At 71.1% G+C, this 26,615-nt stretch carries 29 protein-coding genes; 14 read left to right on the top strand and 15 right to left on the bottom strand.

Annotation, left to right across the window (positions count from 1 at the left end; genetic code table 11):
* Window positions 1-14 precede the first annotated feature (14 nt).
* Both ID574_RS12730 and ID574_RS12725 read right to left on the bottom strand, forming a co-directional pair.
* Window positions 15-1,706, bottom strand: coding sequence for a TlrC/CarA/OleB/SrmB family ABC-F type ribosomal protection protein (locus tag ID574_RS12730; RefSeq protein ID WP_188189540.1), 1,692 nt, complete (start codon window positions 1,704-1,706; stop codon window positions 15-17).
* Window positions 1,707-1,785: 79 nt separating this feature from the next.
* Entirely contained in the window at window positions 1,786-2,607 is an 822-nt protein-coding gene (locus ID574_RS12725; protein WP_188189001.1) for an SDR family NAD(P)-dependent oxidoreductase, read from the bottom strand.
* 105 nt (window positions 2,608-2,712) lie between these two features.
* Between ID574_RS12725 and ID574_RS12720 the strand changes: the two genes are divergently transcribed.
* A complete protein-coding gene (locus ID574_RS12720) occupies window positions 2,713-3,318 on the top strand; it encodes a TetR/AcrR family transcriptional regulator (protein ID WP_188189000.1) in 606 nt (201 codons plus the stop codon).
* Between the two features lie 133 nt (window positions 3,319-3,451).
* Here ID574_RS12720 and ID574_RS12715 read toward each other — a convergent pair whose 3' ends face one another.
* Window positions 3,452-4,384 (bottom strand): LysR family transcriptional regulator, encoded by a 933-nt coding sequence (locus ID574_RS12715; RefSeq protein WP_188188999.1) that lies wholly within the window; start codon window positions 4,382-4,384, stop codon window positions 3,452-3,454.
* A gap of 72 nt (window positions 4,385-4,456) precedes the next feature.
* Between ID574_RS12715 and ID574_RS12710 the strand changes: the two genes are divergently transcribed.
* Complete coding sequence (locus ID574_RS12710; RefSeq protein WP_188188998.1) at window positions 4,457-4,846, top strand: RidA family protein; 390 nt, start codon at window positions 4,457-4,459, stop codon at window positions 4,844-4,846.
* A 158-nt stretch (window positions 4,847-5,004) separates the two neighbouring features.
* On the opposite strand, the gene ID574_RS12705 is transcribed toward ID574_RS12710, so the two are convergent.
* Together ID574_RS12705 and ID574_RS12700 are read right to left on the bottom strand one after the other, a co-directional pair.
* The gene (locus ID574_RS12705) at window positions 5,005-6,327 is read right to left on the bottom strand and encodes an MFS transporter (RefSeq protein WP_188188997.1); all 1,323 of its coding nucleotides are present in this window, start codon (window positions 6,325-6,327) and stop codon (window positions 5,005-5,007) included.
* 319 nt (window positions 6,328-6,646) lie between these two features.
* Window positions 6,647-7,054, bottom strand: a complete 408-nt coding sequence (locus ID574_RS12700; RefSeq protein ID WP_188188996.1) for a MerR family transcriptional regulator — start codon at window positions 7,052-7,054, stop codon at window positions 6,647-6,649.
* 49 nt (window positions 7,055-7,103) lie between these two features.
* Between ID574_RS12700 and ID574_RS12695 the strand changes: the two genes are divergently transcribed.
* The 3 genes from ID574_RS12695 to ID574_RS12685 all read left to right on the top strand — a co-directional run bounded on the left by ID574_RS12695 (window position 7,104) and on the right by ID574_RS12685 (window position 8,909).
* Window positions 7,104-8,018 (top strand): NAD(P)-dependent oxidoreductase, encoded by a 915-nt coding sequence (locus ID574_RS12695; protein ID WP_223166629.1) that lies wholly within the window; start codon window positions 7,104-7,106, stop codon window positions 8,016-8,018.
* On the top strand, window positions 8,015-8,446 hold the full coding sequence (locus tag ID574_RS12690; RefSeq protein ID WP_188188995.1) for a PPOX class F420-dependent oxidoreductase: 432 nt from the start codon (window positions 8,015-8,017) through the stop codon (window positions 8,444-8,446). Before ID574_RS12695 ends, ID574_RS12690 begins: the two co-directional genes overlap by 4 nt.
* A gap of 70 nt (window positions 8,447-8,516) precedes the next feature.
* Window positions 8,517-8,909 carry a Cpe/LpqF family protein gene (locus ID574_RS12685; protein ID WP_188188994.1) on the top strand — a complete coding sequence of 131 codons (393 nt, stop codon included), beginning with the start codon at window positions 8,517-8,519 and terminating at the stop codon, window positions 8,907-8,909.
* An 11-nt stretch (window positions 8,910-8,920) separates the two neighbouring features.
* Here the strand turns inward: ID574_RS12685 and ID574_RS12680 are convergent, their stop codons facing one another.
* From ID574_RS12680 to ID574_RS12660, 5 genes are all read right to left on the bottom strand, one after another.
* Entirely contained in the window at window positions 8,921-9,289 is a 369-nt protein-coding gene (locus ID574_RS12680) for a hypothetical protein (protein ID WP_223166628.1), read from the bottom strand.
* Window positions 9,290-9,314: 25 nt separating this feature from the next.
* Window positions 9,315-10,100 (bottom strand): DeoR/GlpR family DNA-binding transcription regulator, encoded by a 786-nt coding sequence (locus tag ID574_RS12675; protein WP_188188993.1) that lies wholly within the window; start codon window positions 10,098-10,100, stop codon window positions 9,315-9,317.
* Between the two features lie 329 nt (window positions 10,101-10,429).
* Window positions 10,430-11,644 carry an MFS transporter gene (locus tag ID574_RS12670; protein WP_188188992.1) on the bottom strand — a complete coding sequence of 405 codons (1,215 nt, stop codon included), beginning with the start codon at window positions 11,642-11,644 and terminating at the stop codon, window positions 10,430-10,432.
* A gap of 20 nt (window positions 11,645-11,664) precedes the next feature.
* Window positions 11,665-13,017: a DNA-3-methyladenine glycosylase 2 family protein gene (locus ID574_RS12665; RefSeq protein ID WP_188188991.1), complete on the bottom strand. Its 1,353-nt coding sequence runs from the start codon at window positions 13,015-13,017 to the stop codon at window positions 11,665-11,667.
* Window positions 13,018-13,176: 159 nt separating this feature from the next.
* Entirely contained in the window at window positions 13,177-13,800 is a 624-nt protein-coding gene (locus tag ID574_RS12660) for an FMN-binding negative transcriptional regulator (RefSeq protein ID WP_188188990.1), read from the bottom strand.
* 43 nt (window positions 13,801-13,843) lie between these two features.
* Here ID574_RS12660 and ID574_RS12655 point away from each other — a divergent pair, with 43 nt between their 5' ends.
* A complete protein-coding gene (locus ID574_RS12655) occupies window positions 13,844-15,163 on the top strand; it encodes an aminotransferase class I/II-fold pyridoxal phosphate-dependent enzyme (protein ID WP_223166712.1) in 1,320 nt (439 codons plus the stop codon).
* An 11-nt stretch (window positions 15,164-15,174) separates the two neighbouring features.
* On the opposite strand, the gene ID574_RS12650 is transcribed toward ID574_RS12655, so the two are convergent.
* Window positions 15,175-16,560, bottom strand: coding sequence for an MFS transporter (locus ID574_RS12650; protein WP_188188988.1), 1,386 nt, complete (start codon window positions 16,558-16,560; stop codon window positions 15,175-15,177).
* Window positions 16,561-16,728: 168 nt separating this feature from the next.
* On the opposite strand from ID574_RS12650, the gene ID574_RS12645 reads away from it, so the two are divergent.
* The 5 genes from ID574_RS12645 to ID574_RS12625 all read left to right on the top strand — a co-directional run bounded on the left by ID574_RS12645 (window position 16,729) and on the right by ID574_RS12625 (window position 21,217).
* Entirely contained in the window at window positions 16,729-17,451 is a 723-nt protein-coding gene (locus ID574_RS12645) for an ABC transporter ATP-binding protein (RefSeq protein ID WP_188188987.1), read from the top strand.
* Window positions 17,448-18,173 carry an ABC transporter permease gene (locus ID574_RS12640; protein ID WP_188188986.1) on the top strand — a complete coding sequence of 242 codons (726 nt, stop codon included), beginning with the start codon at window positions 17,448-17,450 and terminating at the stop codon, window positions 18,171-18,173. The genes ID574_RS12645 and ID574_RS12640 overlap by 4 nt, the downstream gene beginning before the upstream one ends.
* The gene (locus tag ID574_RS12635) at window positions 18,167-19,360 is read left to right on the top strand and encodes a sensor histidine kinase (RefSeq protein ID WP_223166627.1); all 1,194 of its coding nucleotides are present in this window, start codon (window positions 18,167-18,169) and stop codon (window positions 19,358-19,360) included. Before ID574_RS12640 ends, ID574_RS12635 begins: the two co-directional genes overlap by 7 nt.
* Window positions 19,361-19,363: 3 nt before the next feature.
* Window positions 19,364-20,011, top strand: coding sequence for a response regulator (locus ID574_RS12630; protein WP_188188985.1), 648 nt, complete (start codon window positions 19,364-19,366; stop codon window positions 20,009-20,011).
* A gap of 321 nt (window positions 20,012-20,332) precedes the next feature.
* Window positions 20,333-21,217: a hypothetical protein gene (locus tag ID574_RS12625; protein WP_188188984.1), complete on the top strand. Its 885-nt coding sequence runs from the start codon at window positions 20,333-20,335 to the stop codon at window positions 21,215-21,217.
* 95 nt (window positions 21,218-21,312) lie between these two features.
* On the opposite strand, the gene ID574_RS12620 is transcribed toward ID574_RS12625, so the two are convergent.
* Window positions 21,313-22,002 carry a hypothetical protein gene (locus ID574_RS12620; RefSeq protein ID WP_188188983.1) on the bottom strand — a complete coding sequence of 230 codons (690 nt, stop codon included), beginning with the start codon at window positions 22,000-22,002 and terminating at the stop codon, window positions 21,313-21,315.
* Window positions 22,003-22,213: 211 nt separating this feature from the next.
* Between ID574_RS12620 and ID574_RS12615 the strand changes: the two genes are divergently transcribed.
* From ID574_RS12615 to ID574_RS12605, 3 genes are all read left to right on the top strand, one after another.
* On the top strand, window positions 22,214-23,356 hold the full coding sequence (locus ID574_RS12615; RefSeq protein WP_188188982.1) for a sensor histidine kinase: 1,143 nt from the start codon (window positions 22,214-22,216) through the stop codon (window positions 23,354-23,356).
* 10 nt (window positions 23,357-23,366) lie between these two features.
* Window positions 23,367-24,035, top strand: coding sequence for a response regulator (locus ID574_RS12610; protein WP_188188981.1), 669 nt, complete (start codon window positions 23,367-23,369; stop codon window positions 24,033-24,035).
* A gap of 88 nt (window positions 24,036-24,123) precedes the next feature.
* Entirely contained in the window at window positions 24,124-25,092 is a 969-nt protein-coding gene (locus tag ID574_RS12605; RefSeq protein WP_188188980.1) for an ankyrin repeat domain-containing protein, read from the top strand.
* Between the two features lie 225 nt (window positions 25,093-25,317).
* On the opposite strand, the gene ID574_RS59640 is transcribed toward ID574_RS12605, so the two are convergent.
* From ID574_RS59640 to ID574_RS12595, 3 genes are all read right to left on the bottom strand, one after another.
* On the bottom strand, window positions 25,318-25,542 hold the full coding sequence (locus ID574_RS59640) for a GNAT family N-acetyltransferase (protein ID WP_262495980.1): 225 nt from the start codon (window positions 25,540-25,542) through the stop codon (window positions 25,318-25,320).
* 16 nt (window positions 25,543-25,558) lie between these two features.
* On the bottom strand, window positions 25,559-25,837 hold the full coding sequence (locus ID574_RS59635; protein WP_223166625.1) for a hypothetical protein: 279 nt from the start codon (window positions 25,835-25,837) through the stop codon (window positions 25,559-25,561).
* Window positions 25,838-25,999: 162 nt separating this feature from the next.
* On the bottom strand, window positions 26,000-26,281 hold the full coding sequence (locus ID574_RS12595; protein WP_188188979.1) for a hypothetical protein: 282 nt from the start codon (window positions 26,279-26,281) through the stop codon (window positions 26,000-26,002).
* Window positions 26,282-26,615: the final 334 nt, after the last annotated feature.

Below are 26,615 nucleotides of genomic sequence, written 5' to 3'. Positions count from 1 at the left end.
TGTTCGCCCACCCGCTACGTCGCCGTGCCGCCGTCCAGCTCCAGGCGGGAGCCGGTGAACGCGGCCCGCAGGCGTCGATCGTGCGTCACCACGACCAGCGCGCCACGGAAAGAGGACAGCGCCTCCTCCAGTTGCTCCACGAGCATCGGTGACAGGTGGTTGGTCGGCTCGTCGAGCAGGAGCAGGTCCACGGGCTCGCTCACCAGCCGTGCCAGCTCGATCCGGCGCCGCTGCCCATAGGAGAGCTCCTCGAGGCGCAGCCCCAGGTCGGATGGGCGGAACAGGCCCAGGGCGAGCAGCGCGTCCGCGTGCTCGTCCAGGCTCCCGGGACGCCCGTGCGCGTAGGCCCCCAGCACGGTCCGGTCCTCCTGCCGAAGGACCCCGGCCCGCCGTACATCGTCGGTGTCCAGCTCGTCCTGTCGGAAGAAGCCGACCCGGCCGGCCCGCCGTACCTCGCCCGCGTCCGGCCGCAGCTCTCCGGCGAGCACCCGCATCAGCGTGGTCTTGCCCGCTCCGTTCGGGCCGGTGACGAGCAGCCGCTCACCGGCGCGGACGGTCAGGGAATCCAGGCGGAGCCGCCCCGCCACCAGCACGCCGTCGAGCGCGGCCACCTCGGTACCGGCGGCGGCTCCGGCGGTGGCGAGGGCGGCGGTGAAGCGCAGCGGCTCGGGCGGCGGCGGCGCCGGGTGGTCGGTGAGCCACCGTAGCCGCTGCTGGGACTGCCGGATGCGTCCGGCGGCCCCGTGTGTACGCGAGCGCGCCCGCCAGGCCCCGGTCCCCATGCCCGCCTTGGCCGTCTTGCGAGGGATTGTGGCCAGCCGGCCCGCGTTGGCCGCCACCAGCGTGGCATGCCTGTCCAGCTCCGTCTTCCACTCCTCGTGGGCCCGAGCCTGTGCGGCACGTTCGGCGGCCTTGGCGGTGAGAAATCCGGCGTACCCGTCGCCGTAGCGGCGCACCCTCCCGTCGGCGACCTCCAGGATGGCGGTGGTCACCCGCTCCAGGAACGTCCGGTCGTGCGTGATCGCGACGACAGTGCCCCGGTGGGCGCGCAGGCGCTGTTCGAGCCAGGCCGCGGCCTGGTCGTCCAGGTCGTTGGTCGGCTCGTCGAGCAGCAGCAGCTCAGGGTCGGACGCCAGCGTGGCGGCCAGAGCGAGCCTGGAGCGTTCGCCACCGGAGAGCGTGCCCAGCGGGCGGCTCCGGTCGAGCCCGGGCAGTCCGAGCCCGTGCAGCGCGACCTCCACACGGGTGTCGGCCTCGTAGCCGCCCCGTGCCTCGAACTCCGCCACCAGCCCCGTGTAGACATCCAGCTCTGCGGAGACATCCAGGCCCGTGCCAGCCTCCGCTGCGGTGCATGTGTCCATGCCTGCCGCGCCGAGCGACCGTTCGGCCACCCGCATCCGGGCTTCGAGCTCGCGCAGGTCGGCCAGCGCCAGGTCGACGGCGTCGGCCACCGTCGCCTGCGGTGGCAGCGCGAGCGACTGCGGCAGGTATCCGACGCCGCCGGGCGCGACGACCACGAGCTCGCCGTTGTCCGGCCGCTCGACGCCTGCCATGAGCTTGAGCAGGGTGGACTTGCCCGACCCGTTGTCGCCGATCACCCCGATCCGCTCTCCGGGCTTGACGGTGAGTGACACCCGGTCCAGGACGACACGGGTGCCGTAGCGCTTGGTGATCTCATTGAGTGCCGGTTGGGCGGCAGTACGCAGAGCGTCCACTTCCTTTTCGATCGGTGTGGATCAGGGTCGAAGATCGCTTACCGGGTGCCTCCATGCCTCCCCGCACGGGTCAGCCCGGCGCCTTCCGGCTGAGGTGCTCCCAGGCCCGGTACTCCTCGGCGCGGGCCTGGTCCATCTGCTGGACCATGTCGTACGAGGCGGAGCCGACGATCAGCCGCAGCGGCGGCTCCGCCAGGCCGGCCAACTCCATGATCACCGGGGCCGCGGTGCTCGGGTCGGGACCGGCGTCCTCGCCCCACATCTCGGCCAACTGGGCACGCAGCGGCTCGTACTCCGGGCGCGGCTCCGTCGTCGTGGTGCCCCGCGTGAACAGGTCGGTGCCGTACCCGCCCGGCCCCACGATCGTCACCTTGACCCCGAACGGCGCCACCTCCATCGCCAGGGCCTCACTAACCGAGTCGAGCGCTGTCTTGCTCGCCGAGTAGAACCCGACAGAGGCGAACCCTCCACCGGCCCCCATCGACGTGATCTGCAGGATGTGGCCGGACCCCTGCGCCCGCAGGTACGGCACCACAGCCTGGGCCACCCAGACCGCGCCGAAGAAGTTGACGTCGAACTGAGCTCGGATCTGCTCCTCGGTGGCCTCCTCGACCATGCCGAGCAGCATCGCGCCGGCGTTGTTGACCACCACGTCGAGTCGGCCGAACGCCGCCACCGCCCGGTCCACCACCGTCCGCACGGCCGCGCGGTCGGAGACGTCCAGCGTCAACCGTACGAGGTTGTCCGGATGGGCGGCGGCCAGGCCGTCGAGCGGGCCGAGGTCGCGCGCGGCGGCCACGACGCGGTCTCCGGCGGCGAGTGCCGCCTCGGCGAAGGCCCTGCCCAGGCCCCTCGAGGCGCCGGTGATGAACCATGTTCGGGCAGTCGTCATGCAATCTCCTCAGCTTGTGAGACGATACGGCCCGTCTCGCTTCAAGCGAGTATGAGGACAAGCCACCCTCATGTCAAGACGGAACGTCTCGTCTCGTTAGGTGATATGCTTCCGGACGTGTCCAACCCCAGACAGCCGAACCCCGCTCGGCGCAGCGAGCGGTCCCGTCGGGCCGTGCTCGACGCCGCGCGCGAGCTGGTCTCCGAGCACGGATACGCCAAGGTGACGATCGAAGCCATCGCCGCGCGAGCGGGAGTGGGCAAGCAGACGATCTACCGCTGGTGGCCGTCCAAGGGCGCGGTGATCTTCGACTCGATCCTGGCGCTCAGCGAGGGCCAAGAGGGCATGCGACTGCCCGACACCGGCGACCTCGAGGCCGACCTCAAGACCGTCATGCGGGCGACCGTCGCCGAGTTCGCAGACCCGGTGTTCGAGGCGCCCATCAGGGCGCTCAACATGGAGATCATCAGCGATCCCGCCCTCGCCGCCCAATACCGCGAGAAGCTGGCCGGGCCCGTCGACGAGGCCAAGAAGGAACGGTTGCGCACCGCCCAACGGGCCGGCCAACTGGCCGCGGACGCCGACCTCGACCTGGTGCTCGAGGTGCTGTATGCCCCGCTCTACCAGCGCTGGCTGCTCGGCTCCGGTCCGCTCACACCGGAGTACGCCGACACGCTCGTCGAAATCACCCTCCGCGCGTTCGGCCCCTGACCGAGGTACGCCCCGGCACGCGGCCCTCCTCGCCTCCACGCTCCCGACCCATGGAAGAGCAACCCCTCGGATGATCATTCCATCCATGAGGATCAGGAGTGAGGAACCGCCGGCGTGAGGTGGGGGCGTCTTCTTACTCGCCGGCGGCCGTCCGCGGCCGGGGTCTGTCCGGCGGAGCTTGGCTGACAGTCGCCAGCAGGTGCCTGACCATGGGATTCTGGTCGTTCTTGCGCCAGGCGACGGCGACCCGCGTCCGGGCGGTGCTGGGCTCGATCCCGCGGAAGGCGACGCCTTTGAGCCGGATGCGCCGGATGCTCGCCGGGGCCAGGGAGACGCCCAGGCCGGTCTCCACGAGGGCGCACACGGTCTGCCACTCCACTGCGTGCTGGGCTACCTCGGGCGTGAATCCTGCTGCGGTGCACAAGCCGATGATCTGATCGTGCAGTCGCGGGCCGACCGCGCGGGGCAGCAGCACGAAGGGAGAGTCCGCCAGCTGCACGAGCTGCACGGTCCGTTGGGCGGCCAGAGGATGGGTGGAGGGCAGCACGGCCACGAAGGGCTCTGTGAGCACCGTCCTGAAGCCGAGCTCCGTCTCGTCGGCCGGGGGCTCGCGCAGCAGGCCGATGTCGATGGTCTTGTCGTGCAGGGCGGCGATCTGCGGCGCGGTGGTCATCTCGTGGATGTCCAGGTGCACGCCGGGGAACCGGTGCCGGAAGGAGCGCAGCAGGCCGGGCAGGACGGTGAGGGCGAGGGAGGCGGCGAAGCCGATCCGCAGGCGGCCGGTCCGGCCGCTGCCGACGGCCCGGGCCGCGGCCAGGCCGGCCGCGAGGTCGGCGAGGGCCCGCCGGGCGGCGGGCAGCAGTTCGCGGCCGGCCGGGGTGAGCGCGACGCGTCCTGGTTCGCGGCTGAACAGCGGGTGGCCCACCTTGTCCTCCAAGCGCCGGATCTGCTGGCTCAGCGGCGGCTGGGCGATGCCCAGCCGGGCGGCCGCGTGACCGAAGTGGAGTTCCTCGGCGAGCACGACGAAGGCATGCAGCTGCGGGAGTGGGAGTTCGGGGCGCTCCATACGCCTAGAGATATCAGGCCATCCCTTTGGCTGTATTAGACGTATCTGTGCTGGTCATCTAGCGTTCGGCGCATGACAGAGCGACGTGCGATCCTCAGCGGCTCGACCTTTGAGGAACAGATCGGCTATGCCCGTGCCGTGGTCGACGGCGACTGGGTGCATGTGTCCGGGACGACCGGGTTCGACTACGCCACCATGACGATCTCCGACGACGTGGTGGAGCAGGCCGAGCAGTGTCTGCGCAATATCGAGGCCGCATTGGCCGAGGCGAGGTGCACGTTCGCCGACGTGGTGCGGGTGCGGTACATGCTGCCCGATCGGGCCGACTTCGAGCCCTGCTGGCCGGTCCTGCGCCGTCACTTCGGCGACGTCCGGCCGGCGGCCACGATGGTCATGTGCGGCCTCGCCGATCCCCGCATGAAGATCGAGATCGAGGTGTACGCGCGGCGCGCCATTGCGTAGCAGGTCGGGAACGGGGCCGTCGTGACCGCCGGGCGGCCTTATTGCGCCTGCCCGCCGTTCCGGTGCGGCGGGGGACCACGCGGACGTTGAGGGAAGTCCCGTCCGATCGTCGCGATCGGACGGGACTTCCTCTACGTGCGTGGGGCAGCGGCGGAGAGTCAGTGGTGCGCGGCGACGACGGCGTCGGCGCCGACAGGGCCGGCGGCCTTGGTGCGGCCGCGCAGGAGGATGAGGGCCAGGACGGCGGCGCCGATCACTCCGGCGGCGGCGCCGGCGAAGGCGGTCGACATCGCCGCGTTGTACGCCTCCCGGGCGGCCGCGGCCAGGGCCGGATCGGTCACGGCGGCGGCGATCGAGCGGCGCGCGGCCTCGGGCGCGCCGGCGGGCATGGCCGCCGTGTAGCTGCTGGTGGCCAGGCTGCCCAGGGCGGCCACGCCGAGGGCGGCGCCGGCTTGCTGGATGGTGTCGTTGAGCGCGGAGCCGACGCCGGCCTGCTCGGCGGGGATGGTGCCCATGAGGGCGGCGATGGCGGTGGGCATGGCCAGGCCGCCGCCGGCGCCGAGGACGAACTGGGCGAGGGCCAGCATCAGGAAGCTGTCGGAGGAGGTGGCCAGCAGGCCGAACCCGGCGGCCATCACCACCATGCCCAGCACGGCGGTGGCGCGGTTGCCGAGCTTGGCGCCGAGGCCGGCGCCGACGCCGTTGAAGATGAGCGAGGCGATGGCCATCGGGATGAAGGCCAGCCCGGCCTGCGTGGGTGTGTAGCCGAGCACGAACTGCAGGTACTGGGTGAGCACCAGGAGCAGGCCGCCGTTGCCGACCTGGACCAGGGTGAGCGACAGGCTGCCGCCGGCGAAGTCGCGGTCGCGGAAGAGCTTGAGCGGGACCATCGGGTGCGGGGTGCGCAGCTCCCAGATCACGAAGGCGGCCAGCGCGACGACGGTGACGGCCAGCGCGGCGATGGGGACGTTGATCCAGAAGACCGACTCCCAGCCGAACGAGGCGATCAGCGCGCCGCCGAGCACGGGGCCGCCGACCAGGCCGAGCATGGCGACCGCGCCCCAGCCGGCCATGGCCTTGCGGCGTTCGTTCTCGTCGGTGAAGACGGTGATGAGGATGGACAGGGTGCTGGGCATGACGAGCGCGCCGCCGACGCCCATGGCGACCCGGGCCGCGATGAGCAGAGCCGGGCTGGTGGCGAAGGTGGCTGCCAGGGACGCGGCGCCGAACAGCACCAGTCCGATGATCATGATGCGGCGGCGGCCGTACCGGTCGGACAGCGAGCCGGCCGTCAGCAGCAGGCCGGCGAAGACCAGCATGTAGGACTCCAGGATCCACTGGATGTCCTGTGCGGTGGCGCCCAGATCGGCTGCCAGCGGCGGCACCGCGACGGTCAGGGCCATGTTGTCGATGACCAGGACCAGTGTGCTGAGGCACAGCACGATGAGGATCAGCCAGCGGCGCGGGTTGATCGCGTCCATGGGGGCTCCTTGTGAACGTCGTTCGTTTGTTGCGAACGATGTACTCGCTTGGGCAATGGCGTGCGCAGTGATGGGTGGGTGGGATGTCAGCGGCCGAGGCGGCCGGCGAGCGGAGAGGACGACGGCGGGGTCATGGCGAACAGCCTCGGGCGCCGGTCATGTCACGGGGAAGCGCGACGGAGGGAGACGGGACGCGGAACGCTCCCCCGCCACTTCATTGACCTGGGGTTCTACCGGGGAGAGCGGGTGTTGCCGAGGTGTCCCGGGACGGGACGGGACACCGGCGGGAGGGCACCGACAGGCGTGGCCGAGCCTGCGATCAGGATCGAGTCGGCTCCGGAGTGGGGGAGTCACACGTCCGGTACTGCCCGGACACGCGTCGCTCGGTGGCGTCGATGTAGTCATGGAGGGCTTGGCGGGAGCGGATGAGCATGTCGATGTGCTCGTCCAATCCGTGCAAGCGCTCCCGTAGCGCGGTCAGGAGCTCGGGACAGGGCTCCAGGTCGGGGCCCTCGCCGGTGGCGCAGGGCAGCAAGTACGCGATGTCCTGGGTCGACAGTCCGGCTTCGAGCAGCCGCCTGATCTGGGCCACGGTCAGGATGGCGTCGTCGGTGTACTCGCGGTAGCCGTTGGCGCCGCGGGCGGGCTCGAGCAAGCCCTGGGCCTCGTAGTACCGCAGCTGATGCGTGTGGATCCCGGTCCGCCGACTCAGCTCCCCGATCAGCACGCCACTCCCCCTTGACCTTCATACTGGTATGAACGTTGAAGATTCTGCCATGACCGCCGAAACCGGCTCGAAGGAGCACATGATGCAGAATCGCGTGACAGTCATCGGCCTGGGGCTGATGGGCCAGGCGCTGGCCGGGGCGTTCCTGCGCGACGGGCACGCCACGACCGTGTGGAACCGTACGGAGGCGAAGGCCGGCCAGCTTGTCGCCCAGGGAGCGAGCCTCGCCGGCTCGGTCGGCGAGGCCGTCGCGGCCAGCCCGCTCGTGGTCGTCTGCGTCTCGGACTACGAGACCGCGCACGAGCTCCTCCATCCGCTGGGCGAGGCCCTCGACGGCCGGGTCGTGGTGAACCTGACCTCGGGAACGTCGCGGGCGGCCCGTGAGACCGCCGAGTGGGCGGCGCGGCAGGGCGCCACCTACCTCGACGGCGCCATCATGGCCATTCCCTCGGCCATCGGCACGGCGGACGCAGTTGTCCTCTACAGCGGTCCGCGATCGGCCTTCGACCAGCATGAACCGGTGTTGGGGAGTCTCGGCGCGGGGACGACGTACCTGGGCGAGGATCATGGCCTTGCGTCGCTGTACGACGTGGCCGTGCTGAGCCTGATGTGGAACATCGGCAACGGTTTCCTGCAGGGGGCCGCCTTGCTGGGTGCGGCCGGGGTCGACGCCGGCGCGTTCGCCTCGCTGGCGACCACGTCGATCAAGACCGTGGCCGACTGGATGCCCGGCTACGCCCAGCAGATCGACGACGGCTCGTACCCGGCCCTCGACGCCACCATCGACACGCACCTGGCCGCGATGGAGCACCTCGTCCACGAGAGCGAGTCCCTCGGCGTCAACGCCGAACTCCCGAGGTTCATCAAGGCCCTGACCGAGCGGGCCGTGGCCGCCGGGCACGGCGGCAGCGGCTACGCGGCGATGATCGAGCAGTTCCGCAAGCCCTCGGAGGTGCGGCCGTGACCGCCGCACCCTTCGACCCACGCAGGCTGCTCGCGGAGAGCCGGCTCGGCGTCCTCGCGACGATCAAGTCGGACGGCCGCCCCCAGCTCTCCCCCGTCATGCCCTTCTACGACCGGGAGGCCGAGATCGTCTACGTCTCGATGAACGAGGGAAGCGCCAAGACCGCGAACCTGCGCCGGGACCCGCGAGCCGCGCTGGAGGTCACCAGCCCGGACGGCTGGGAGTGGGCCACCGCCGAGGGCACGGCGACTCTCACGGGGCCGGGGACCGACCGCCACGGTCCTGAGGTCGAGGCGTTGGTGGAGTATTACCGGATCGCGGCGGGGGAGCACCCGGACTGGGACGAGTACCGGTCGGTGATGGTGTCCGACCGCAGGGTGCTCATGACGATGAGGGTCGAGCACGTGTACGGCGCCAGGATCCGTTGACCGGCCGCGGTCCGCCCGCGGGTGACCGGTAGGATTCCCGCGCCTCATATCTGATCACCAGGAGTCGTCGATGCGGCTGTCCCCGGCGTTGTCCGCCCTTGTCGTCCTGCTCGCGGTCCTTCTCACCGGATGCGCGGGCAGTGAGAGCACACCGGGGGTCGCGATCCCCGACAGCCCGGTCGGCAAGCAACTGCAGTGGTACATGGGCGCCGTCAAGCGCACTCCGCTGCCCGAGAGCGAGCTCAAGGAGCATCTCAGCGAAGAATTCCTCAAGGGCGTTCCGGCGGAGAAATTCAACGAGCTCGCCAAAGGGCTGGCGGACTTGAAGGTGGACGAGCTGAGCAGCACGACCCCGACCGAGCTGACCGGGGTGACCTCCATTCCCCTCGGCCAGAAGTACGACATGAAGATCTCGGTCGGCGCCGACGGCAAGATCGACTACTTGCTTTTCGAGCCCAAGTAGCGGCGCACGACTCAGCGGGCGGGCGGGACGTCGGTGAGCGCGGTGTAGACGTTCTTGCCCTGGGCGCGGGCCTGGGCGACCATGCGGTCCGCGCCCTCTGAGGGGCCGCCGATGCGCAGGACCGCGTCGCAGCGGGACAGCAGCTGCTCGGCGATGGGGTGGAAGATCTCCTCGAAGAGAGGGTCGCCGGGGCGGGTGCTTCCGGCCGTCTCCAGGAGAGGCAGAGCCAGGGCCTCGCCGGTGACCGGGAGGTGGCCGGCGCGGAAGAGGGTGAGGGCGGTCTCGTTCATCGCCCGGACATTGGCCTCCAGTTTCTGGGGGTCGTCGCCGGTGCCGGAGCGGTACGGGCCGGCGACGAGGATCATCTGCGGGCTGGACATGCTGGTGCTCCTTCGGGGTTGTCGGTCAGGCCAGAACGGTCTCGACGCCCGCATCGCGCAGGGCGGCCAGAGTCTCCGGGCCGTTGGGGTGGGTGTCGGCGTTCTGAGCCGCCGTGTCGGTCACGAACGTGTGGACGGCGTTCAACGGGGCGACCTGGCTGAAGGCGCGTACGCCGAGCTTGGTCGCGTCGGCCACGGCCACGATGCGGGCCGCCTGCGCCAGGCCGACCTGCTTGACGGCCGCGTCGTCGAGGGAGAACTCGGTCCAGCCCTGCTCGGCGTGCACGCCGCCGATGGACAGGATGAACAGGTCGAACGTCAGCGATTGGAGCGTGCGCAGGGCCAGCGGCCCCACCAGGGAGCGCTCGCCGGGGCGGGAGCGCCCGCCGACGACCAGGAGGTCGATGCCGGGGCGGTCGGCCAGGCGCACGGCCGCCTGCAGGCTGAGCACGGCGATCGTCAGCGGCGCCCGGGCGGCCAGGTGGTCGGCGACGTGGACCGTGGTCGTGCCCGCGTCCAGCAGAATCCGTGAGCCCGGCGTCACCATGGCGGCCACGGCGGCGCCCAGGCGGTCTTTGGTGGCGGTCTGCCAGTGTTCGCGGGCGGCGAAGCCGCCGCCCTCCTCACGGGGCCGGGTGGCGACCGCGCCGCCGTGGACTCTGCGGACCAGGCCCTGGCGTTCCAGCGCGTCCAGGTCGCGGCGCACGGTCATCTCCGAGACGCCCAGGCGTTGGGCGAGCTCGGACACGGCGATGCGGTCGGAGCCCTGCACGAGGCGGAGGGTCAGGTCGAGGCGGTTGGCGACACCCATGGGAAATTTCTAACATATGCATGTGAGAACGAACAAACCTGTGTTCGGAATGGACTGGCCATGGGAGAGTTCGCGAGGCTTGTCCTGCACGCCGACCTGGACCCGCTTCGAACGCCGGATCAAGGCGTGCCGACATCCAGCTGTCCACAGGATGTGCATAACTTTTTCATGAATCCGGAGGAAAGGGGCGACCTTCTCCGCTCACGCTCCGATACCTCGCAAGTCCGGCCTGTACTGCGAGGATGTCGATCCCGGGCTGATATGGCGACATCGGCGGCGGACGTTGTCAGCGCAGAGAACGGATGGACGTTATCCACAGGAAGTGCATGTTATCCACAAGTGTGGATCCGGGGTGAGGATCGCGGGGTCTCGCGCAGGAGCAGCAGGCCGAGTGCCGGTACGCCGGCCAGCGCCGCCATCGACACCACGGCGCCCACCAGGTTGCCCGCCACCAGCAACGGCGTGACCACGGCGGCGCCGATGGGAGGGGTGGCCTGCATCATCGTGCGAAAAACGCTGAAGACGCGGCCGCGCTGCGACGGAGGGACGCGTTCCATGCGCAACGACTGCGCCCAGACCGTCATGGGCGCGCTGAACGTCCCCACGATCAGGAAGGCCGCGGTGACCGGGACCCAGCCGGGGGTGCCCAGGAGGGCGAGGATGCCGGCCGCGGCCACCAGCTCGACGAGCGCGATCGCGGCCAGCCTGCCGATCCTGGGACGCCACACGCCCGCCGCCAAACCGCCCGCCAGCTCCCCTGCGGAAAGGGCGGCCATGAGCAGGGACAGGGCGGCGCCGCCGCCGGGAAGGTGCTCCTTGGCCAGCCACGGGGCCACCACCATGGTCATCGCCCCTTCGGTGATGTTGAACGCCATGAAGGCCGCCGTCGTGCCGATGAGGACCTTGTCGCGGAGGACCGGGAACCGTCCGGAGGCGGATTCCTGAGGCGGGTGCGGGCGCAGGGGAGTGCGGATCCGGGCCAGGGCGAGGGCGAAGCAGGCGTACGTGGCCGCGTCCAGGGCCAGTATGGCCGCCGGGCCCACGGTCGTCAGGAGCGGGGCGGCCAGGGTGAAGCCGACGATGCCCGACACGGAGTAGCTCAGGGACTCCAGGGCGTTGGCGGCGTCGCGCTGCTCCGGAGCGACCAGGTCGGGGATGGCCGCCGGCACTGCGGCCATCGGGATCATCTTCAGCAGGCCGTACACGGCCGCGACAAGGAACGGAAGCCAGTCCGGGACCGTGCCGACGACCGCGGCCAGCGGAACCGACGCCACCGCGAGACCACGCAGCACGCTGTCGGCGATCAGGACGGCCCGCTTGTCGAAGCGGTCGAGTATCGGGCCCGCCGCCAGACCGCCGACCAGGACCGGCGCGGTGTAGCAGACGGCCAGCAGGCCGAGCTTCGCCGTGCCGTCCTGCTGGGCGAGCACGAGCCAGGAGAGTGCGATGTAGGTCATGCTGTCGCCCATCACGGAGACGGACGCGCCCGACCACAGGCGGCGGAAGTCAGGCCTGGTCTTGAGCAGGGTCACGTAGGTCGGCACAGGGGTCCTTGACGAAGGGCTCAGATGATGGTCGAGGCCGCACGCAGGTGCCGCATCGCGTACGACCGCCACGGGCGCCACCGCCGGGCCCGCGCCTCGACGGCCGGGTCGGTGGTCAGGAGGACGTCGGGGTCGCCGAGGGCGCGCATGCGGATCCGCGCCACGGCATCAGCCGTCACGCCCGGGAGGGCGAGGAGCTCGCGTTCCACCTGGTCCCGGTCGCTCTCCGGGCCCAGCTGGACTTTTCCGGCGAGCACGGCCCGGGCCAGGGCGGACACCGGAGCCGGGACCGCGTCGGCGCCGGCCAGGGCCTCCATGGCAGGGAAGGCGTGGGTGAGGGCCGGCAGCGGGGTGCCGTGGCGCTGGACCAGTTGGGCGAGGAGGGCTCGGCCGGCGCTCGTCTCCTCGTTCATGATCGCGCGTACCGCCATCTCGGCCGCGTCGACGTGCCCGGGCACCCGTCTGCCCGGGGCGGTGGCGATCAGGGGCGCCAGGAGCGGGTCGCCGCCGAGGTGGTCGTCGATGTCGCGCGGGTCGGCGTCCAGATCGAGGAGGCGGCGGCAGCGCCGTACCGCGGCAGGGAGGTCCTTCATCGAGTCGAGGCGCAGCTCGCACGACACGTGTGACGGTCCCGGGCGGAGTGTGACGATGCCCAGGCCGTGCGGCAGGGTGAGGGCTCGGCGGTAGAAGTCGTCGCCGGCCTCCTCCAGGCCGGGGATCGCGCGCTCGGCCAGGTAGCGGAACAGGTCCGTCAGGTCCAGGGGAGGGCGGTAGGCGAGGCGCAGGTGTAGCGTCCCATGGGTGCGCCGGCCCGCGGGGCGGTTGCGGCGGAGGGCGGTGGGGGTGGTGCCGTACACCCTGAGGATCGTGTCGTTGAACTGCCGGATCGTGGAGAAGCCCGCGGCGAACGCGATCTCGCCGGCGGGCAGGTCGGTGGTCTCCAGGAGGGTTCTGGCGTTGGCCGCGCGCTGGGTCCTGGCCAGCGCCTGCGGGCCCGCGCCCAGGTCGGTGACGAGCCGGCGGCGCAGCTGACGCTCGCTGTAGCCGAGCCGGGCCGCGAGCCCGGTGACGCCCTCCCGATCCACGAGCCCGTCAGCGATCAGCTGCATGGCCCGGCCGGTGACGTCCGCGCGGACGTTCCACTCGGGGGAGCCGGGCACCGCGTCGGGGCGGCAGCGCTTGCACGCGCGGAAGCCCGCCTCCTGCGCGGCCGCGGCGGAAGGGTAGAAACGGACGTTCTCCCGCTTGGGGAGCGCGGCCGGGCAGCTCGGGCGGCAGTAGACGCGGGTGGTCACGACGGCGACGAAGAAGCGGCCGTCGAAGCGGCCGTCCCGGCTCCTGAGCACGGCGTACGCGTCTTCGTCTGCGAGCACGTGCCCTACTTTTCCCGTTCGGGGAGTGTCGCCACTAGTGATGATCGGACGTCAAGTCTCATGGGAGACAACGGGCGGCTACGGGGATCAGCAGTGCGGTCGTCACCGGTGCTGCCGGGGCGGTGATGGCCGCGCCCGGAGTCGGCGCCGCGGCGCAGGTCATGAGGCGGCCATCCGCCTGAGCTGCTGCGCCCGCGCCCCGGCATCCCCCGGCAGGTCGCGCTCGGCCAGCCCGGCCGCGATGCGCTCGCGGAACTCGACCGGCCGGTGGTCGTCGTACTTGAACTTGGCCCGCACCCCGACGACCTCCAGCCGCAGCCCCCGGATCGCCGACAACATCTTGCGGTACGGCCCCTCGTCGGCCGCGACCACGCCATGACCGCCATCGGGCTGGTGGTGAGCCAGCTGGCGGCGCAGAATCTCCGCCTTGCCCTCCTTGTCGTCCACGACCCGCGCCGCGCACGTGAGCTGGACGGAGGCGTAGTAGCTGGTCGGCACGCCGTTGTCGGGGGAGTCCGACCGCCACGTGGACGGGATGTAGGCGTAGTCGTCGTGCACGCTCACCACCACCGCCGGGTTGGCCTCCAGCGCCGCCCAGATCGGGTTGGGCCTGGCCAGGTGGAGCAGGATCTCCCCGGCCCCGTCGAACAGGAAGTGCGTCGGCACCACCACGGGCGGGGCGCCGTCCACGCCGTTGGCGGCGAGCTGGCCGAAGTCGCGGGTACGCAGCCAGCTCCGCCACTCGCTGCCGTCACGGGCCGCATCCCATGGATGAATGAGCACCCAAACCCCTTTGTATTAGTACATAATGCATTTTGTGTTAGAAATGTATCGGATAACCGGGGGGACAGCCACCGAGATTGCGGCCGGGGTGGAGGCCGCCGTGTCGGAGGGGCGGCTGGCGCCCGGCGCGGCGCTTCCGCCGGTCCGCGAGATGGCGGCGCTGGCCCAGGTGAGTCCCAACACGGCGGCGGCCGCGTACCGGCTGCTGCGTGAGCGCGGCGTCGTCGAGACCGCCGGGCGGCGCGGCACCAGGGTCAGGCCCCGGCCCGCCAGCACGGCCCGTGAGGACATCCGCATCGAGGTGCCCCCGGGCGTACGCGACCTGTCCAAGGGCAACCCCGACCCCGCCCTGCTGCCGCCTCTGCACGAGGCGCTCGCCGCCGCGGCCCGCGCGCACCAGGAACGGCCCGCCATGTACGGCACGGACGACGACGAGGAGCTCCTCGCCCTGGCTTCGGCCCGCCTGCGCGGGGACGGCGTGCCGGTGGCCCCGCTGGCGATCACCTCCGGCACCCTCGACGCCGTCGAACGCGTTTTGGGCGCCTACCTGCGTCCCGGCGACGCGATCGCGGTCGAGGACCCCGGCTGGTCCTCCCTGCTCGACCTGGTCGCGGCGGTGGGCCTGCGGCCGGTGCCGATGCGGCTCGACGACCACGGCCCGCTCCCCGACGAGCTGGACAAGGCGCTGCGGGCCGGCGCGCGAGCCGTGGTGATCACGACCCGCGCGCAGAACCCGACCGGCGCCGCCGTCTCCGCCGAACGCGCCGCCGCCCTGCGCGAGCGGTTGTCCGCGCACCCGGGCGTGCTGCTCGTCGAGGACGACCACGGCGACGGCTTCGTGGACGTGCCCCTGCACCCGCTGGCCGGCGCCACGGCCCGCTGGATCCTCGTCCGCTCCACGGCCAAGGCCTTCGGACCTGACTTGCGGCTCAGCGTGATCACCGGCGATCCGGGCACGCTGGACCGGCTGCGCGGGCGGCAGCGGCTGGCCACGGGCTGGGTCAGCCACCTGCTGCAGCGGGCCGTGGCGCACCTGTGGCGCACGGGGGCGGTGGACACCGCGGCGGTGGCGGCCTCGTACGCCGAGCGCCGGGACGGCCTGGTCGCGGCGCTGGCCGAGCGCGGCGTCGCGGCGCATGGCCGTACCGGGCTCAACGTGTGGGTGCCGGTGGCGGACGAGGCCGCCGCGATCACCCACCTGCTGGCCCGCGGCTGGGCCGCCGCGCCGGGCGCGCGCAACCGCATCGCCACGCCGCCCGCGCTCCGCCTCACCGTCTCCCCGCTGCGGCGGGACGACATCCCGTCGCTGGCCGACGACCTCGCCGCCGCCGTCCGCCCGCCGTCCCGCGGCCGGTACGGCTGACCGCGCAATGATCAACGCTTCACGTGAAACCCTGCTCGGGCCGCGGGACAGAGGGAGTGGCGGGGCCGCCTCGCCCGCATGACGCAGTGGGCCAGCACCCCGAGCGCGCCCGTCACCAGCACCGCCAGCCCGGCCAGCGTCGCGTCGTCCCATGCGCCGCCGCCCAGCGCGCCGAAGAACGCGGCCCCAGTGATCACCCCGCCGAGCACTCCCCCGGCCTCCTGCACGGTCCCGACCACCCCGGCCGCGGCGCCCGCGCGTTCCCGCCGTACCCGTGAAAGGACGGAGGAGATCAGCGGCGCCATCAACAACCCCATCCCGCCTCCTGTGACCAGCAACGCCGCCGCCACCAGGCAGGGCCCCGACCCGCGCCACACCACGTGACCCAGCAGGGCCAACCCGGACACGAGCGTCAGCGCGGCGACCGTCGGCGGCACGCGCTCCGCCCGCAGCGAGGCGAGGAAGAAGCCCGCGTTGAGCGCGGTGCACACCGCCCCGGCCGCCAGCGGACTCAGCCCGAGCCCGTCCTGCAGGTACAGGGCGAGCACGAACGACAACCCCGCCGACGTGCCGAACAACAACGCCACCGCCACCAGCCCACCCGCGAACCCCTGCTCGCCGAACACCGCCGGCTCCAGCAGCGGCGCCCGTCCGGAGGCCGCCAGCCGCCGCTGCCGCCGCACGAAGGCCGCCAGCGTGGGCGCAGCCGCCGTCAGGCACAGCCACGTCCACGCCGGCCAGCCCTGCTCCCGCCCTTCGACCAGCGGCAGCACGACGGCCACCAGCCCGGCGGCGACCAGCACCGCCCCGGTCACGTCCAGGTCGTGCCGATCCCCGGTGCCCGGAGTGCGGGGGAGCACCCGCCCGGTCAGCGCCAGGGCCGCGATGCCGATCGGCACGTTGACCAGGAAGCAAGCCCGCCAGCCCAGCCCCAGGGGATCGGCCGCCACCAGGAGCCCGCCGACGGCCTGACCGCTCACGCCCGCCAGGCCGACGGCGGTCCCGTACCAGCTGAAGGCCCTGGCCAGGGCGGCGCCCTCGTACAGGACGCGGAGCAGCACGAGCACCTGCGGGGCGAGCATCGCGGCCGCGAGCCCCTGGCAGACCCTGGCCGGCACCAGCGCCTCGGCCTCTGGGGCGAGCCCGCACGCCGCCGACGCCAGCGTGAACAGCGCCAGCCCGGCCGTGAACACGCGGCGGTGCCCGTACAGGTCGCCGAGCCGCCCGCAGACGATCAGACCGGCGGCGTAGGCGAGCCCGTACCCGGCGATCACGAGCTGAACGGCGGCGTCACCCGCGCCCAGGTCGGCCCGGATCGACGGCACGGCCAGGTTGGCGACGAAGAAGTCGAGCGTGGTCATGAACACGGCGACCAGCACCACGGGCAGGGCGAGCATGGGGACTCCGAGGGGGAGACGTCGGGGCGGTGGGAGAACACCGGCGGACGCCGGACGGTTGACCTCACCCTCGCGCCAGGCGATTACGATCCCCTGCCGATTCGCTACGGACGCCCATCAACCGATCGGTGGATGTCGGGGTTCTCCCGCGTCGGCGACTCTCGAACCATGACAGCGATCATCGAGATCAACGACCTGCGCAAGAGCTACCGGTCGAACGCGGCGCTGGACGGCGTCTCCCTGCGGGTGGAGCAAGGGGAGATCTTCGGCATCGCCGGTCCCAACGGCGCGGGGAAGACCACGCTCGTGGAGTGCGCGTCGGGACTGCGACGTCCGGACGGCGGCACGCTGCGCGTGCTCGGCCTCGACCCGGAGGGCGACCGGCGCCGGCTTCTCCAGCGCATCGGCGCCCAACTGCAGGAGGCGGCCCTGCCCGACGCGGTCAAGGTCGGTGAGGCGCTGCGGATGTACGCCGCCTTGTACGACAGGCCGAGCGACTGGCGGGCCCTCATGGACGAGTGGGGACTGGCGGACCGGAAGAGCGTCCGGTTCGCGAACCTGTCCGGCGGCTGGAAGCAGCGGCTGTTCATCGCGCTGGCCCTGGTCGGCAACCCCGAGCTGGTCTTCCTCGACGAGCTCACCACCGGCCTGGACCCGGCGGCCCGCCGTACGACGTGGGGCCTCATCCGCGACATTCGCCGGCGCGGGGTCACGGTCGTGCTGGTCACCCACTTCATGGACGAGGCCGAGGCGTTGTGCGACCGCCTCGCCGTCATCGACCGCGGTCACGTCGTCGCCGAGGGGACCCCTGTGGAGCTGATCGCGAAGACGGGGGCCGACTCGCTGGAGAACGCGTACCTCACCCTGACCGAAAGGACCGAAGCGGCATGAAGGGCATATGCAACGTCGTCGCCGTCGAGCTGAGACTCACCGTCCGGGACCCGATGTCGGCCTTCTTCGCACTGGCCTTCCCACTGATCATGCTCTGGGTCAAGCTCCGCGGCGGCAACAAGCCGCTGCCGGGCGGTACGCCGCTGGTCGACGCCACCGTGCCGATGCTGACCGTCTTCGTGGTCGGCCTGGCCACGCTGGTCGTCCTCCCCGCCACGCTGGCCCAATACCGGGAGCGGCGGGTGCTGAAGCGGCTTCGCGTCACGCCCGCCTCTCCGGCGATGTTGTTCGGGGCGCAATGGGCCGCGCACACGCTGCTGGCCGTGCTCGGCTCGGCGCTGCTGATCCTCGTCGGGCTGGTGGGCTACGGGCTGTCCGGGCCGGCCAGCCTCCCGGGCGTGCTGCTGGCGTGGCTGCTCGGTGCGCTCAGCCTGGGCTCCATCGGGTTCCTCCTGGGCGCGGTCATTCCGACCGGCCGGGCCGCGACCGTGGTCGGGTTGGGTGTCTTCTTCCCGATGGTCTTCCTCTCCGGTGCCATGATCCCCCGTGAGAGCCTGTCGGGCTCGATGCGCGCCATCGGCGACCTCACGCCGATGGCGCCGGCGGTCCAGGCCGTCCGCGACGGCTGGACAGGCGGCGGGGTGTCGCCGCTTACGCTGGGTGTCATGGTCGCGATCTCGATCGTCGCCGGTGGCGTCGCCCTGAGGACTTTCCGGTGGTGACGACCGGGTCCGGCGCGGAGGTCACCCGCTGGGACCGCGTCATGGCCGCGCTGCCGTACCTGCTCGTCCTCCTCCCCGGGCTCTTCGCCCTGCTGCGGGAGTGGCGGTGGGAGGTGCTGGCCCTGACGCTGGTCGCGGCCGGCTGGCAGTGGCTGATGACCGCGCGTCCGCTCCCGCTGGTCGTCTATTTCGTGGTCCTGCTCGCCCTCATCGCGGCCCTGGTGCGGATGGACACCGTTTTCACGGTGACCGGGGTGGGAGCGTTCCTCCAGTGCTTCGTCCTGCTGGCCGGGTGGTGGGCGTACGGAGGGGTGGCCGTCACGGTCGGCGTCCTGATCGCCGCCCGTCCCCAGCTCGGGCGGACCCCGGCCGAGCTGCTCGTCTCCTTCGTCGTCGGAGTGCTGGTCGCCTCGATGGTCGGCCTGGTCGTCAAGACGATCTCCGACCAGAACGACCGGCTCAAGGCAGTGATCGCGGAGCTCAGGGAGACCGGGGCCAAGCTGGCCGCGCTCGCCGGGGAGAACGCGCACCTGCAGTCCCAGCTCCTGATCCGGGCCCGCGAGGCCGGCGTGCTGGAGGAGCGTCAGCGCATGGCCAGGGAGATCCACGACACCATCGCCCAGGGGCTGACCGCCATCCTCACCCAGCTCGAGGCGATCGGCGACATACCCGCCGCCCGCTCGCGCCTGGACACGGTACGGGCCATGGCCAGGGAGAGCCTGACCGAGGCCCGCCGGTCCGTGCAGGCGTTGCGTCCGGCGCCGCTGCAACACGAGGCCCAGCTGGCGACCGTGCTGCGGGATCTCGCGGAGAAATGGTCGGCGAGCACGGGGGTGCCGGCCTTGGTGTCGGTGACCGGCGATCCCCGTCCGCTCCACTCGGAGGTGGAGTCGTCGCTGTTACGGGTGGCGCAGGAGGCCCTGGCCAACGTCGCCAAACACGCCTCGGCGGGGCGGGTCGGGCTCACGGTGTCGTACATGGAGGATGTGGTGGCCCTGGACGTACGCGACGACGGCGCCGGCTTCACGATGGGACCGGCGGCGGGCTTCGGCCTCGTCTCGATGCGTCAGCGCGTCAATCGCCTGGCCGGGACCCTGGAGATCGAGACCGCCCCCGGCCAGGGGACGGGAATCTCGGCGACCGTCCCGGCGATCCCTGCGGATCCGGCCCCAGATTCGGGGACGTGAGCCATGCCGCCGATTCGTTTGATCATCGTGGACGACCACCCGGTCGTCCGCGACGGCCTGCGCGGCATCTTCGCCGACGACGACGCCTTCGAGGTCGTCGGCGAGGCGGCCGACGGTCCAGAGGCCCTGGCGGTGGCCCTGCGCAGCGACCCCGACGTCGTGCTCCTGGACCTCCGCATGCCCAGGATGAGCGGCGCCGAGGTCATCCGCCGGCTCCGCGAGCAGACCCCCGGCATCCATGTGCTGGTGCTGACGACCTTCGACAACGACGCCGACGTCCTTCCGGCGATCGAGCAGGGGGCCACGGGCTACCTCCTCAAGGACACGCCTCGCGCGGATCTGCGGCGGGCCGTCCTGGCGGCGGCCCGCGGCGAGACCGTGCTGTCGCCGACCGTGGCCCGGATCCTGACACAGCAGGCCCGCTCGACGGAGCAGCAGCGGACGCTCAGCCCGCGGGAGCTCGAGGTGCTGCGGCTCATCGCCCGCGGCGCGACCAACCGCGACATCGCCGGGAAACTCTTCATCACCGAGGCGACGGTGAAGACGCATCTGCTGCACATCTTCGCCAAATTGGCGGTGAAGGACCGGGCGGCCGCGGTGGCGGCGGCGTACGAGGCCGGCCTCCTCAAGCCGACCACCGACTTAACGTGATGTCCTTACAGAATTCCACAGAACGCCATCTTGGAACGCACTAAATTCCGTGCGCTAACTCTCCGTTGCCAAGAGAGCTTGTGGCCGGCGGAGCGTCGACCGGCGGTGCCCGGTCAAGCCGTGATGAAACGGGCCTCCAGGCCTGGACCTGGCAAAACATGAACGCCGTTCTGGTTGTTGTCCGTCTTGTCCTGATTTCTGAGGATTTCTGACACAGCAATGTTGCGATCATGGTGACGATTGGTCAACTCTCCCTCATTCTCTGTTATGGTCCCGTCTTGTCCGAAATTGGGACGACCTTTACCCCTCAGTAGGAGGATCATGAGGCGCACAAAGAGGACCGTCGCCCTGACCATGGCCCTGGCGGCGGCCACCGCTCCCTTGTTGGCTCTCGCGTCCCCGGCGGCCGCGGAGTCCACCAAGACGACCACGATCACTCAGACCGCCCAGAACCTGCCGCTCGACTGGCTCTCCCTGGACGCGGTGACCGGCACCCAGCTGCTGCAGCGAGCCAAGCAGCTGCTGGGCAAGGGCTACGTTCCCCAGGCGTTGAGCGTGAGCAACGCGGCCAACCCGCAGTACACGTGTGTGTGGGTCAAGGACACCGCCAGCAAGGTGAACGTCCTGCAGGGCCTGTCCTCGACGGATCTGACCAAGACCATCGCCGAGCAGGCGAAGCTGGGTTTCCAGCCCGAGCTGATCAGCGGTACCGGTACGGGCTCGGACGCCGTCTTCGCTGCGGTCTTCGAGAAGACCACGGAGCAGGTCAAGTCGCAGCTGGCGATGACCAAGGAGACCTTCGCGAAGGTCAACGCCGAGTTCAGCGCCGCCGGCTACAGCATCGCCTCGCTGGACGTGTACGGCACGGTCGAGAGGCCGCTCTACGCGGCGGTCTGGGTCGCCGGCGCCGTCTCGGGCTCCGTCCAGGTGACCCTGGGCCAGACCGTGGAGCAGCGCGGTCAGGAGTTCCTGGCGAAGGCGCGGCAGGGCCTGCGCCCGATCGCCATGGCCGTCGAGCCGGGCAAGCTCATCACCACCGTGTGGGCCAAGGGCAGCTCGACCGGCATCAAGGAGACGCTGGGCCTTTCCAAGGTGACCCACACGCTCAAGGCCACCCAGCTCAGGACGCTGGGGTACGTGCCGCAGAGCGTGGACACCGAGGGCGGCCTGATCTCGGCGATCTGGGTCAAGAACAAGACCAGCTAGGAGCCGGCGACGTCACGGCCCCGCGATCGCGGGCTGAGTCCGGCACAGGAAGAGTGTGCCGGACTCGGCTCCACGATAGCGCTCGGGCGGCGGGCTCACGCGGCGGCGCGCTCGCGCTGGAAGACGCGCGCACCGGCAACGCCCAGCGGCAGGAACAGCAGGGCGAACACGATGCCCGCCACGTACGTCAGGTCGATCGGGATGAACATCATCCCGACGAAGGCGGCGAGGTAGATCGCGGGCAGCCACCAGCCCACGACACCCGCCCGGGCGAGCCCGGCGGACAGCCCGAGCAGGCCCAGGAAGGCGAGGATCTCCGTCCCGCTCCACAGGGGCATGAACGCCGACCCGTCCACGGTGTCGGAGATCCGCACCGCGTCGCCGAGCGGGAGTTGCCGCCCGATGACCATCCGCCACCAGTCGTCGCGTACGGCGCCGGACACGTTCAGGAGCCCCACAGCCGCGGCCAGGGCGCCCAGCAGCGTGGGCCATCGGCCCTTGCGACCGCGGACCAGCCCGGGCACTGCGAGAGCGCCGAGCGCGCCGGCGATCAGGCCGTAGTGCAGCAGGATCGCCGACAGCTCCGTCAGGAAGGGGTCGCGGGCGAGCGAGGTGACGTAGTCGGCCGCCGAGGCCGAGTCCTGGGGTGGGGCGGTGATCATGCCGGCCAGCATCAGCAGGGGACTGGCGATCAGGGCGGCCGCGCCGGCGCGCCGCAGGAACCGGCTCGCCCGGTCCGGGCGCGCGTCCGCAGGGGTCGCGGCGGTGTGGGTGAGGGGGGTCATGTCGTACCTCCGTGTCGCAGGAACTCGTTGCGATGAGAACTCTCCCGTCCCGGCGCCTTCTGGCGCGTCAGCCATCGCGCACCGTGATCGCTCCCCGCTTCGAATGACCGGGCCGGGGAGCGGGTCCGCTGTTCGGCGGACCCCGCGGCCTGCTGAGGGTCCCCCATTCGGGGGACTCGGCCGATGGCGGGCCTGGTTACGATCGGTGGCCATGACGATGACCCGGCTGAGGGACGTCCGCCTCATCCCCCTGATGGCCGGACCGCTGATCGGTTTGCTGGCCGTGATGGAGACCCGGCTGGACGACTTCTTCGGCGCGAGCGCGGGCGCCACCTGGATCGCGGGCGTCCTGCTCGGAGCCGGAGTGGTGCTCGCGGCCTGGTATCCGCTGGCCGGCACGATCGTCGCGGCCGTCTGCCTGCCGGTCCCCGTGGTCGTGTTCGGTGCGCCCGGAGTCGGCGGCGCGGCGATGATCGGGATGATCGCGGTGGTCGCGTGGGCCGGCTGGCGCGAGCCGCCCCGCCGCTCGGCCCTCGCGTTCGGCGTCGCGGGCGTGTCGTTCGTGAGCGCCTCGCTCGCCGCCGCCGAGTCGCTGTGGGAGCTGTTCTTCATCCCGGCGATCCTGCTGCCCGGCTGGTGCATGGGGCTGCTCGCCCGCCGCAGCGGCGAACGCGCGGCCAAGCTCGCCGAGCTCGCCGCCGCCCTCGACGCCGAACGCGAGGCGAACGCCCAGGCCGCGGTCGCGCAGGAGCGTACGCGCATCGCCCGCGAGGTTCATGACGCCGTCGCGCACTCGGTCAGCGTGATGACCCTGCAACTGGGCGGCCTGCGCAGGCTGCTCGCCGGTCGCCCGGCCGAGCAGGAGATCGTGGCCGGGCTGGAGCGGCTCGGCCGGCAGACGGTGGAGGAGATGCGCGGCCTGGTCGGCATCCTGCGCGAGCACGTGGACGGTGAACGCCCTGCGCCGGTGCCGTCCCTGGCCCGCGTCGGCGAGCTGATCTCCGATGTGCGCGCCGCCGGGCTGAAGGTGACCCTGGAGGCCCCCGACGAGCCGCCACGGCTGCCGCCGGTGCTGGACCTCACCGCGTACCGCGTGCTCCAGGAGGCCCTGACGAACGTGCTGCGGCACGCCGGCGAGGTCCCGACCACGGTCACCATCGACTACAGCGACCGGGCCCTCACGCTCGAGGTACGCAACGAGCCCGGCCGGCAGGCTCCGCGGCCCGGCGGCGGCCATGGGCTGGTGGGCATGCGCGAACGGCTCGCGATGGTGCAGGGGAGCCTGAACGCCGGTGTCGAGCCGGATGGCGGATTCGCTGTCCGCGCCCGGTTCCCCATTCCTCGCACATGGTAGGGAAAGCGACATGGCTATCTCGGTGGCGCTCGTCGACGACGAGGCGATGATCCGCGTGGGGCTGCGACTGGTGCTCAGCGGCGAGCCGGACATCGAGGTCGTGGGCGAGGCGTCCGACGGTGCCGAGGCCCTCGACCTGGTCGCGCGGACCCGGCCCGACGTCGTGCTGATGGACGTGCGCATGCCGAGGATGGACGGGCTGGAGGCGTCGCGGCGGCTCGTCCGCGACCACCCCGACAGCAAGGTCATCGTGCTGACCACCTTCGACGAGGACGCGCACGTCGCCGCCGCGCTGCGCGCGGGAGTCAGCGGCTTCCTACTGAAGGTGGCCCCGCCAGAGCACCTGGTGGAGGCCGTGAGGACGGTGGCGGCCGGTGGCGGGCTGCTCGACCCGGCGGTGACCCTGCGGGTGATCGCCGCGTTCGCCGGCCAGCCGGACCCATCCCGTGCCGGCAGCCGGGCGGCCGAGCTCGAGTCGCTCACCCCCCGGGAGACGGACGTGCTGAAACTGCTGGCCCAGGGCCTGACCAACACCCAGATCGCGGCCCGGCTCCACCTCGGGGAGGCGACGGTCAAGACCCACCTGTCCCGGGTGCTGATGAAGCTCGGCCTCACCACCCGCGTTCAGGCGGTCGTCTTCGCGTACGAGAGCGGGCTGGTGCGTCCCGGCGAGCAGTGACGTGGCGTTGCGGCACACGGAGATTTGTCGGCCTCGTACGCCATGATCGGGCGCACATTCATCGCACGACGATCTCCCGAGGAGTGTCATGTCCGTCAACTACGGAACAGCGGGTGGTTGGTACGGCGTCGGCTGGTACGACTGGGCCGACCTCGATCTCATCCGCGCACGGCTCGACGCGGGCGCGGATCCCAACGACGGCGTCCAGTTCCACGGACGTCCTTTGCACGCCGCGGCCGGATACGGCTCACCCGAAGTGGTCGCGGAGCTGGCCCGGCGCGTCGACGACGTCGACGCCGAGTTCGACGAGCGTACGGCGCTGTGGGCGGCGGTCTTCAACAACCGTCCCGACAACGCCCGCGCCCTGGTCGCCGCCGGGGCCGACCCGTGGCGGCCGATGATGGCCGGCTGGTCCCCCGGCCGCCTCAGCCTGGCCACCCCCACCCCCGACCTGTTCACCATCCCGGCGGGAGAGCCCGGCTTGTCCGCCGCCGAGACCGCGGCCGTGACGGAGGCCAGGCGCCTGATAGCCGCTCTGGGCGAGTTCGAGTACGACGGCCTGGGCCTGGCCTGTGTAGCGGGCATCACCGCCGCGGAGGCCGTACGGCGTCTGGAAGCCGTGCCCGTCTCTGGCGACGAGGTCGAAGAGATCGAGGAGGATCCCTGGGACGACTTCGACGACAACCTGGCCGTCGTCGGCATCACGGATGTGCCCGGCGGTTGCGTCATCAGCCAGCGATGGGGCTTCATCCCGGCCGACCCCGAGGTGAACAAGCGGTTGTCCATCGGCACCGTCTCCTACGGGCTGTTCGCCAACCCCAAGAGCGGCAACCAGGGCAGCGTCACCCGCGACGGCGAAATCGAGGAGTGGGACACCCATCCCGGCGGCGGTGGCGCGTCAGCTCACGAGCCCCCGGAGGAGATCCTCACCACATACCTCTACCACGGCGAGGCCGTGGCCTATTGCTGCGCCGGCGCCGGCCTGCGACTTCCCGACGCCCGCGCGATCGTCGGCACCCCTGACATGTGGCTGAGACTGCCCCAACACCTCCTCTGACGGTGACGGGCCGCTCCACTACGGAGAGTGACCTATCGGCCGTGAATCGTATGGAGCGTGCCACTGGCGCGGTGGTCGGCTCGGCCGCTGGGCGGCGACACCGGCACCGTCGCCGCGTCACTGCCGGTCTGACCGGAGCCGTTCACGGCCTGGCCGTCATTCCGTCCCGCTGGACAGACCTGAGCCTCGGTCTCCGAGCGTCACTCCGGGGCTGGTTGCCGGTCGTCAGCTCGCTCGGTGCACGAATCCGAGGCGCCGGTTCATGGCGATGGCGGAGGTGTTGCGCGGATGGTGGAACGTGGCCAGCCGCCGATAGCCCGCCGCCCTGACGAACCGGATGGCCAGCAGCTTCAACGCAAGCGAAAGACCCCGCCCTCTGTAGGGCGCCAGAACCCCGGTCATCTCGCTGAACGCGAAACCCTCAGCGGGGTGCAGCGACGTGGACGACATTCCGATCCACGCCCCCTCATGCGTTGCCAGGACGACTCCGGCCGGATCGAATGACGGCACCTCGATACGCTGGGCGACGTAGGGCGTCGTAAGTGTAGAAGTCGCCCCGGTCGGGGATGTCGGCCGAGCACGTCCTGTTGAGCTCGTAGAGCGCCCGACGGTGCTCTTCGGTGTCTCCTTTCTCCGCCATCGTCGTGAACACGATTCCCGACTCGCGGGCTCGCGCCAGGTACGGTTCGAACGCCGCGTCATCGAAGTCGTCCACGTCCAGTTCGAGGCGCACCCAATCGACCATGATCAGACCCTACACACCCACCCGATTGGCCCATCCGCCTTGCGGAAGGCATGGAGCAGATCAGCGTCCCGATCCCTCGCCCCGCCATGCCGTCCGTATAGATCAGCCGCGTGCCGCCGCCTCGATCGCCTGCTTCATTACGGAGCCCGGCGGGCGCCCTGCCTAGACGCTGGACGGGCAGCGGCGGAAGTTGGTGTGTCTGTAGTTCAGGTTGTCGATCGACATCCAGCCGTGCGTCCCCGTGCCCTTCACTCTCGCGAAGACCCAGAGATTGCCGCGGCTGTTCCTCACCCAGCAGTGGAAGTAGAGCTGGGTGCCCCTGGCGAGCTTCCTCACGATCGGGCACTTCCTTCCCGCATAGGGGCCCGCCTTGAGGTTGAAGGCACCGATCATGAGGACGGTCATGGCTGCTCCGGCCAGGGCAAGCGTCCCCAGGGTCTTCATCGTGCGCCTCCTCGGGAAGTTCCGGTGACGGCGAGATGCTACGAGCGGCGATGTTGAGGTCGTTGAGCCGGTGTTGAGCCGGTGAGTTCGGGAGCCGCAAAATTTCATCTCACAGAGATTGATGAAAAGAACTTTCAGAGTTATGTTCATGGATCGAACCGCCCTTCCCCACAGGCGGTGAGATGTCGAGACGCCCCCTGACCGCGGCCTTCCGCCTCCCGCCGAGATCGACCACCATGCCGCCGACGTAGTCCCTGCCGCCACGAGGGCTCATCGACATCAAGGAACTGGGCGCCAACCGCATCCCCCATACGCACCTGTTCAGAGAGGTGAG

The organism is Nonomuraea sp. SYSU D8015 (genome assembly GCF_008065375.1).
GTDB lineage: Bacteria > Actinomycetota > Actinomycetes > Streptosporangiales > Streptosporangiaceae > Nonomuraea.
The sequence above is the reverse complement of the archived record's forward strand: the minus strand, read 5'-3'. Positions and strand labels throughout refer to the sequence as shown.

Coding starts and splice junctions, on each gene's coding strand:
- ID574_RS12710 (WP_188188998.1), top strand. CDS start 4,457: ATGACAGAGCGACGTGCGATCCTCAGCGGCTCGACCTTTGAGGAACAG.
- ID574_RS12615 (WP_188188982.1), top strand. CDS start 22,214: ATGACGATGACCCGGCTGAGGGACGTCCGCCTCATCCCCCTGATGGCC.
- ID574_RS12685 (WP_188188994.1), top strand. CDS start 8,517: ATGCGGCTGTCCCCGGCGTTGTCCGCCCTTGTCGTCCTGCTCGCGGTC.
- ID574_RS12625 (WP_188188984.1), top strand. CDS start 20,333: ATGAGGCGCACAAAGAGGACCGTCGCCCTGACCATGGCCCTGGCGGCG.
- ID574_RS12650 (WP_188188988.1), bottom strand. CDS start 16,560: ATGCTCGCCCTGCCCGTGGTGCTGGTCGCCGTGTTCATGACCACGCTC.
- ID574_RS12705 (WP_188188997.1), bottom strand. CDS start 6,327: ATGGACGCGATCAACCCGCGCCGCTGGCTGATCCTCATCGTGCTGTGC.
- ID574_RS59635 (WP_223166625.1), bottom strand. CDS start 25,837: ATGGTCGATTGGGTGCGCCTCGAACTGGACGTGGACGACTTCGATGAC.
- ID574_RS12680 (WP_223166628.1), bottom strand. CDS start 9,289: ATGTCCAGCCCGCAGATGATCCTCGTCGCCGGCCCGTACCGCTCCGGC.
- ID574_RS12655 (WP_223166712.1), top strand. CDS start 13,844: ATGTATCGGATAACCGGGGGGACAGCCACCGAGATTGCGGCCGGGGTG.
- ID574_RS12610 (WP_188188981.1), top strand. CDS start 23,367: ATGGCTATCTCGGTGGCGCTCGTCGACGACGAGGCGATGATCCGCGTG.
- ID574_RS12725 (WP_188189001.1), bottom strand. CDS start 2,607: ATGACGACTGCCCGAACATGGTTCATCACCGGCGCCTCGAGGGGCCTG.
- ID574_RS12640 (WP_188188986.1), top strand. CDS start 17,448: ATGAAGGGCATATGCAACGTCGTCGCCGTCGAGCTGAGACTCACCGTC.
- ID574_RS12720 (WP_188189000.1), top strand. CDS start 2,713: ATGCTTCCGGACGTGTCCAACCCCAGACAGCCGAACCCCGCTCGGCGC.
- ID574_RS12695 (WP_223166629.1), top strand. CDS start 7,104: ATGACCGCCGAAACCGGCTCGAAGGAGCACATGATGCAGAATCGCGTG.
- ID574_RS59640 (WP_262495980.1), bottom strand. CDS start 25,542: ATGTCGTCCACGTCGCTGCACCCCGCTGAGGGTTTCGCGTTCAGCGAG.
- ID574_RS12630 (WP_188188985.1), top strand. CDS start 19,364: ATGCCGCCGATTCGTTTGATCATCGTGGACGACCACCCGGTCGTCCGC.
- ID574_RS12715 (WP_188188999.1), bottom strand. CDS start 4,384: ATGGAGCGCCCCGAACTCCCACTCCCGCAGCTGCATGCCTTCGTCGTG.
- ID574_RS12620 (WP_188188983.1), bottom strand. CDS start 22,002: ATGACCCCCCTCACCCACACCGCCGCGACCCCTGCGGACGCGCGCCCG.
- ID574_RS12605 (WP_188188980.1), top strand. CDS start 24,124: ATGTCCGTCAACTACGGAACAGCGGGTGGTTGGTACGGCGTCGGCTGG.
- ID574_RS12645 (WP_188188987.1), top strand. CDS start 16,729: ATGACAGCGATCATCGAGATCAACGACCTGCGCAAGAGCTACCGGTCG.
- ID574_RS12595 (WP_188188979.1), bottom strand. CDS start 26,281: ATGAAGACCCTGGGGACGCTTGCCCTGGCCGGAGCAGCCATGACCGTC.
- ID574_RS12675 (WP_188188993.1), bottom strand. CDS start 10,100: ATGGGTGTCGCCAACCGCCTCGACCTGACCCTCCGCCTCGTGCAGGGC.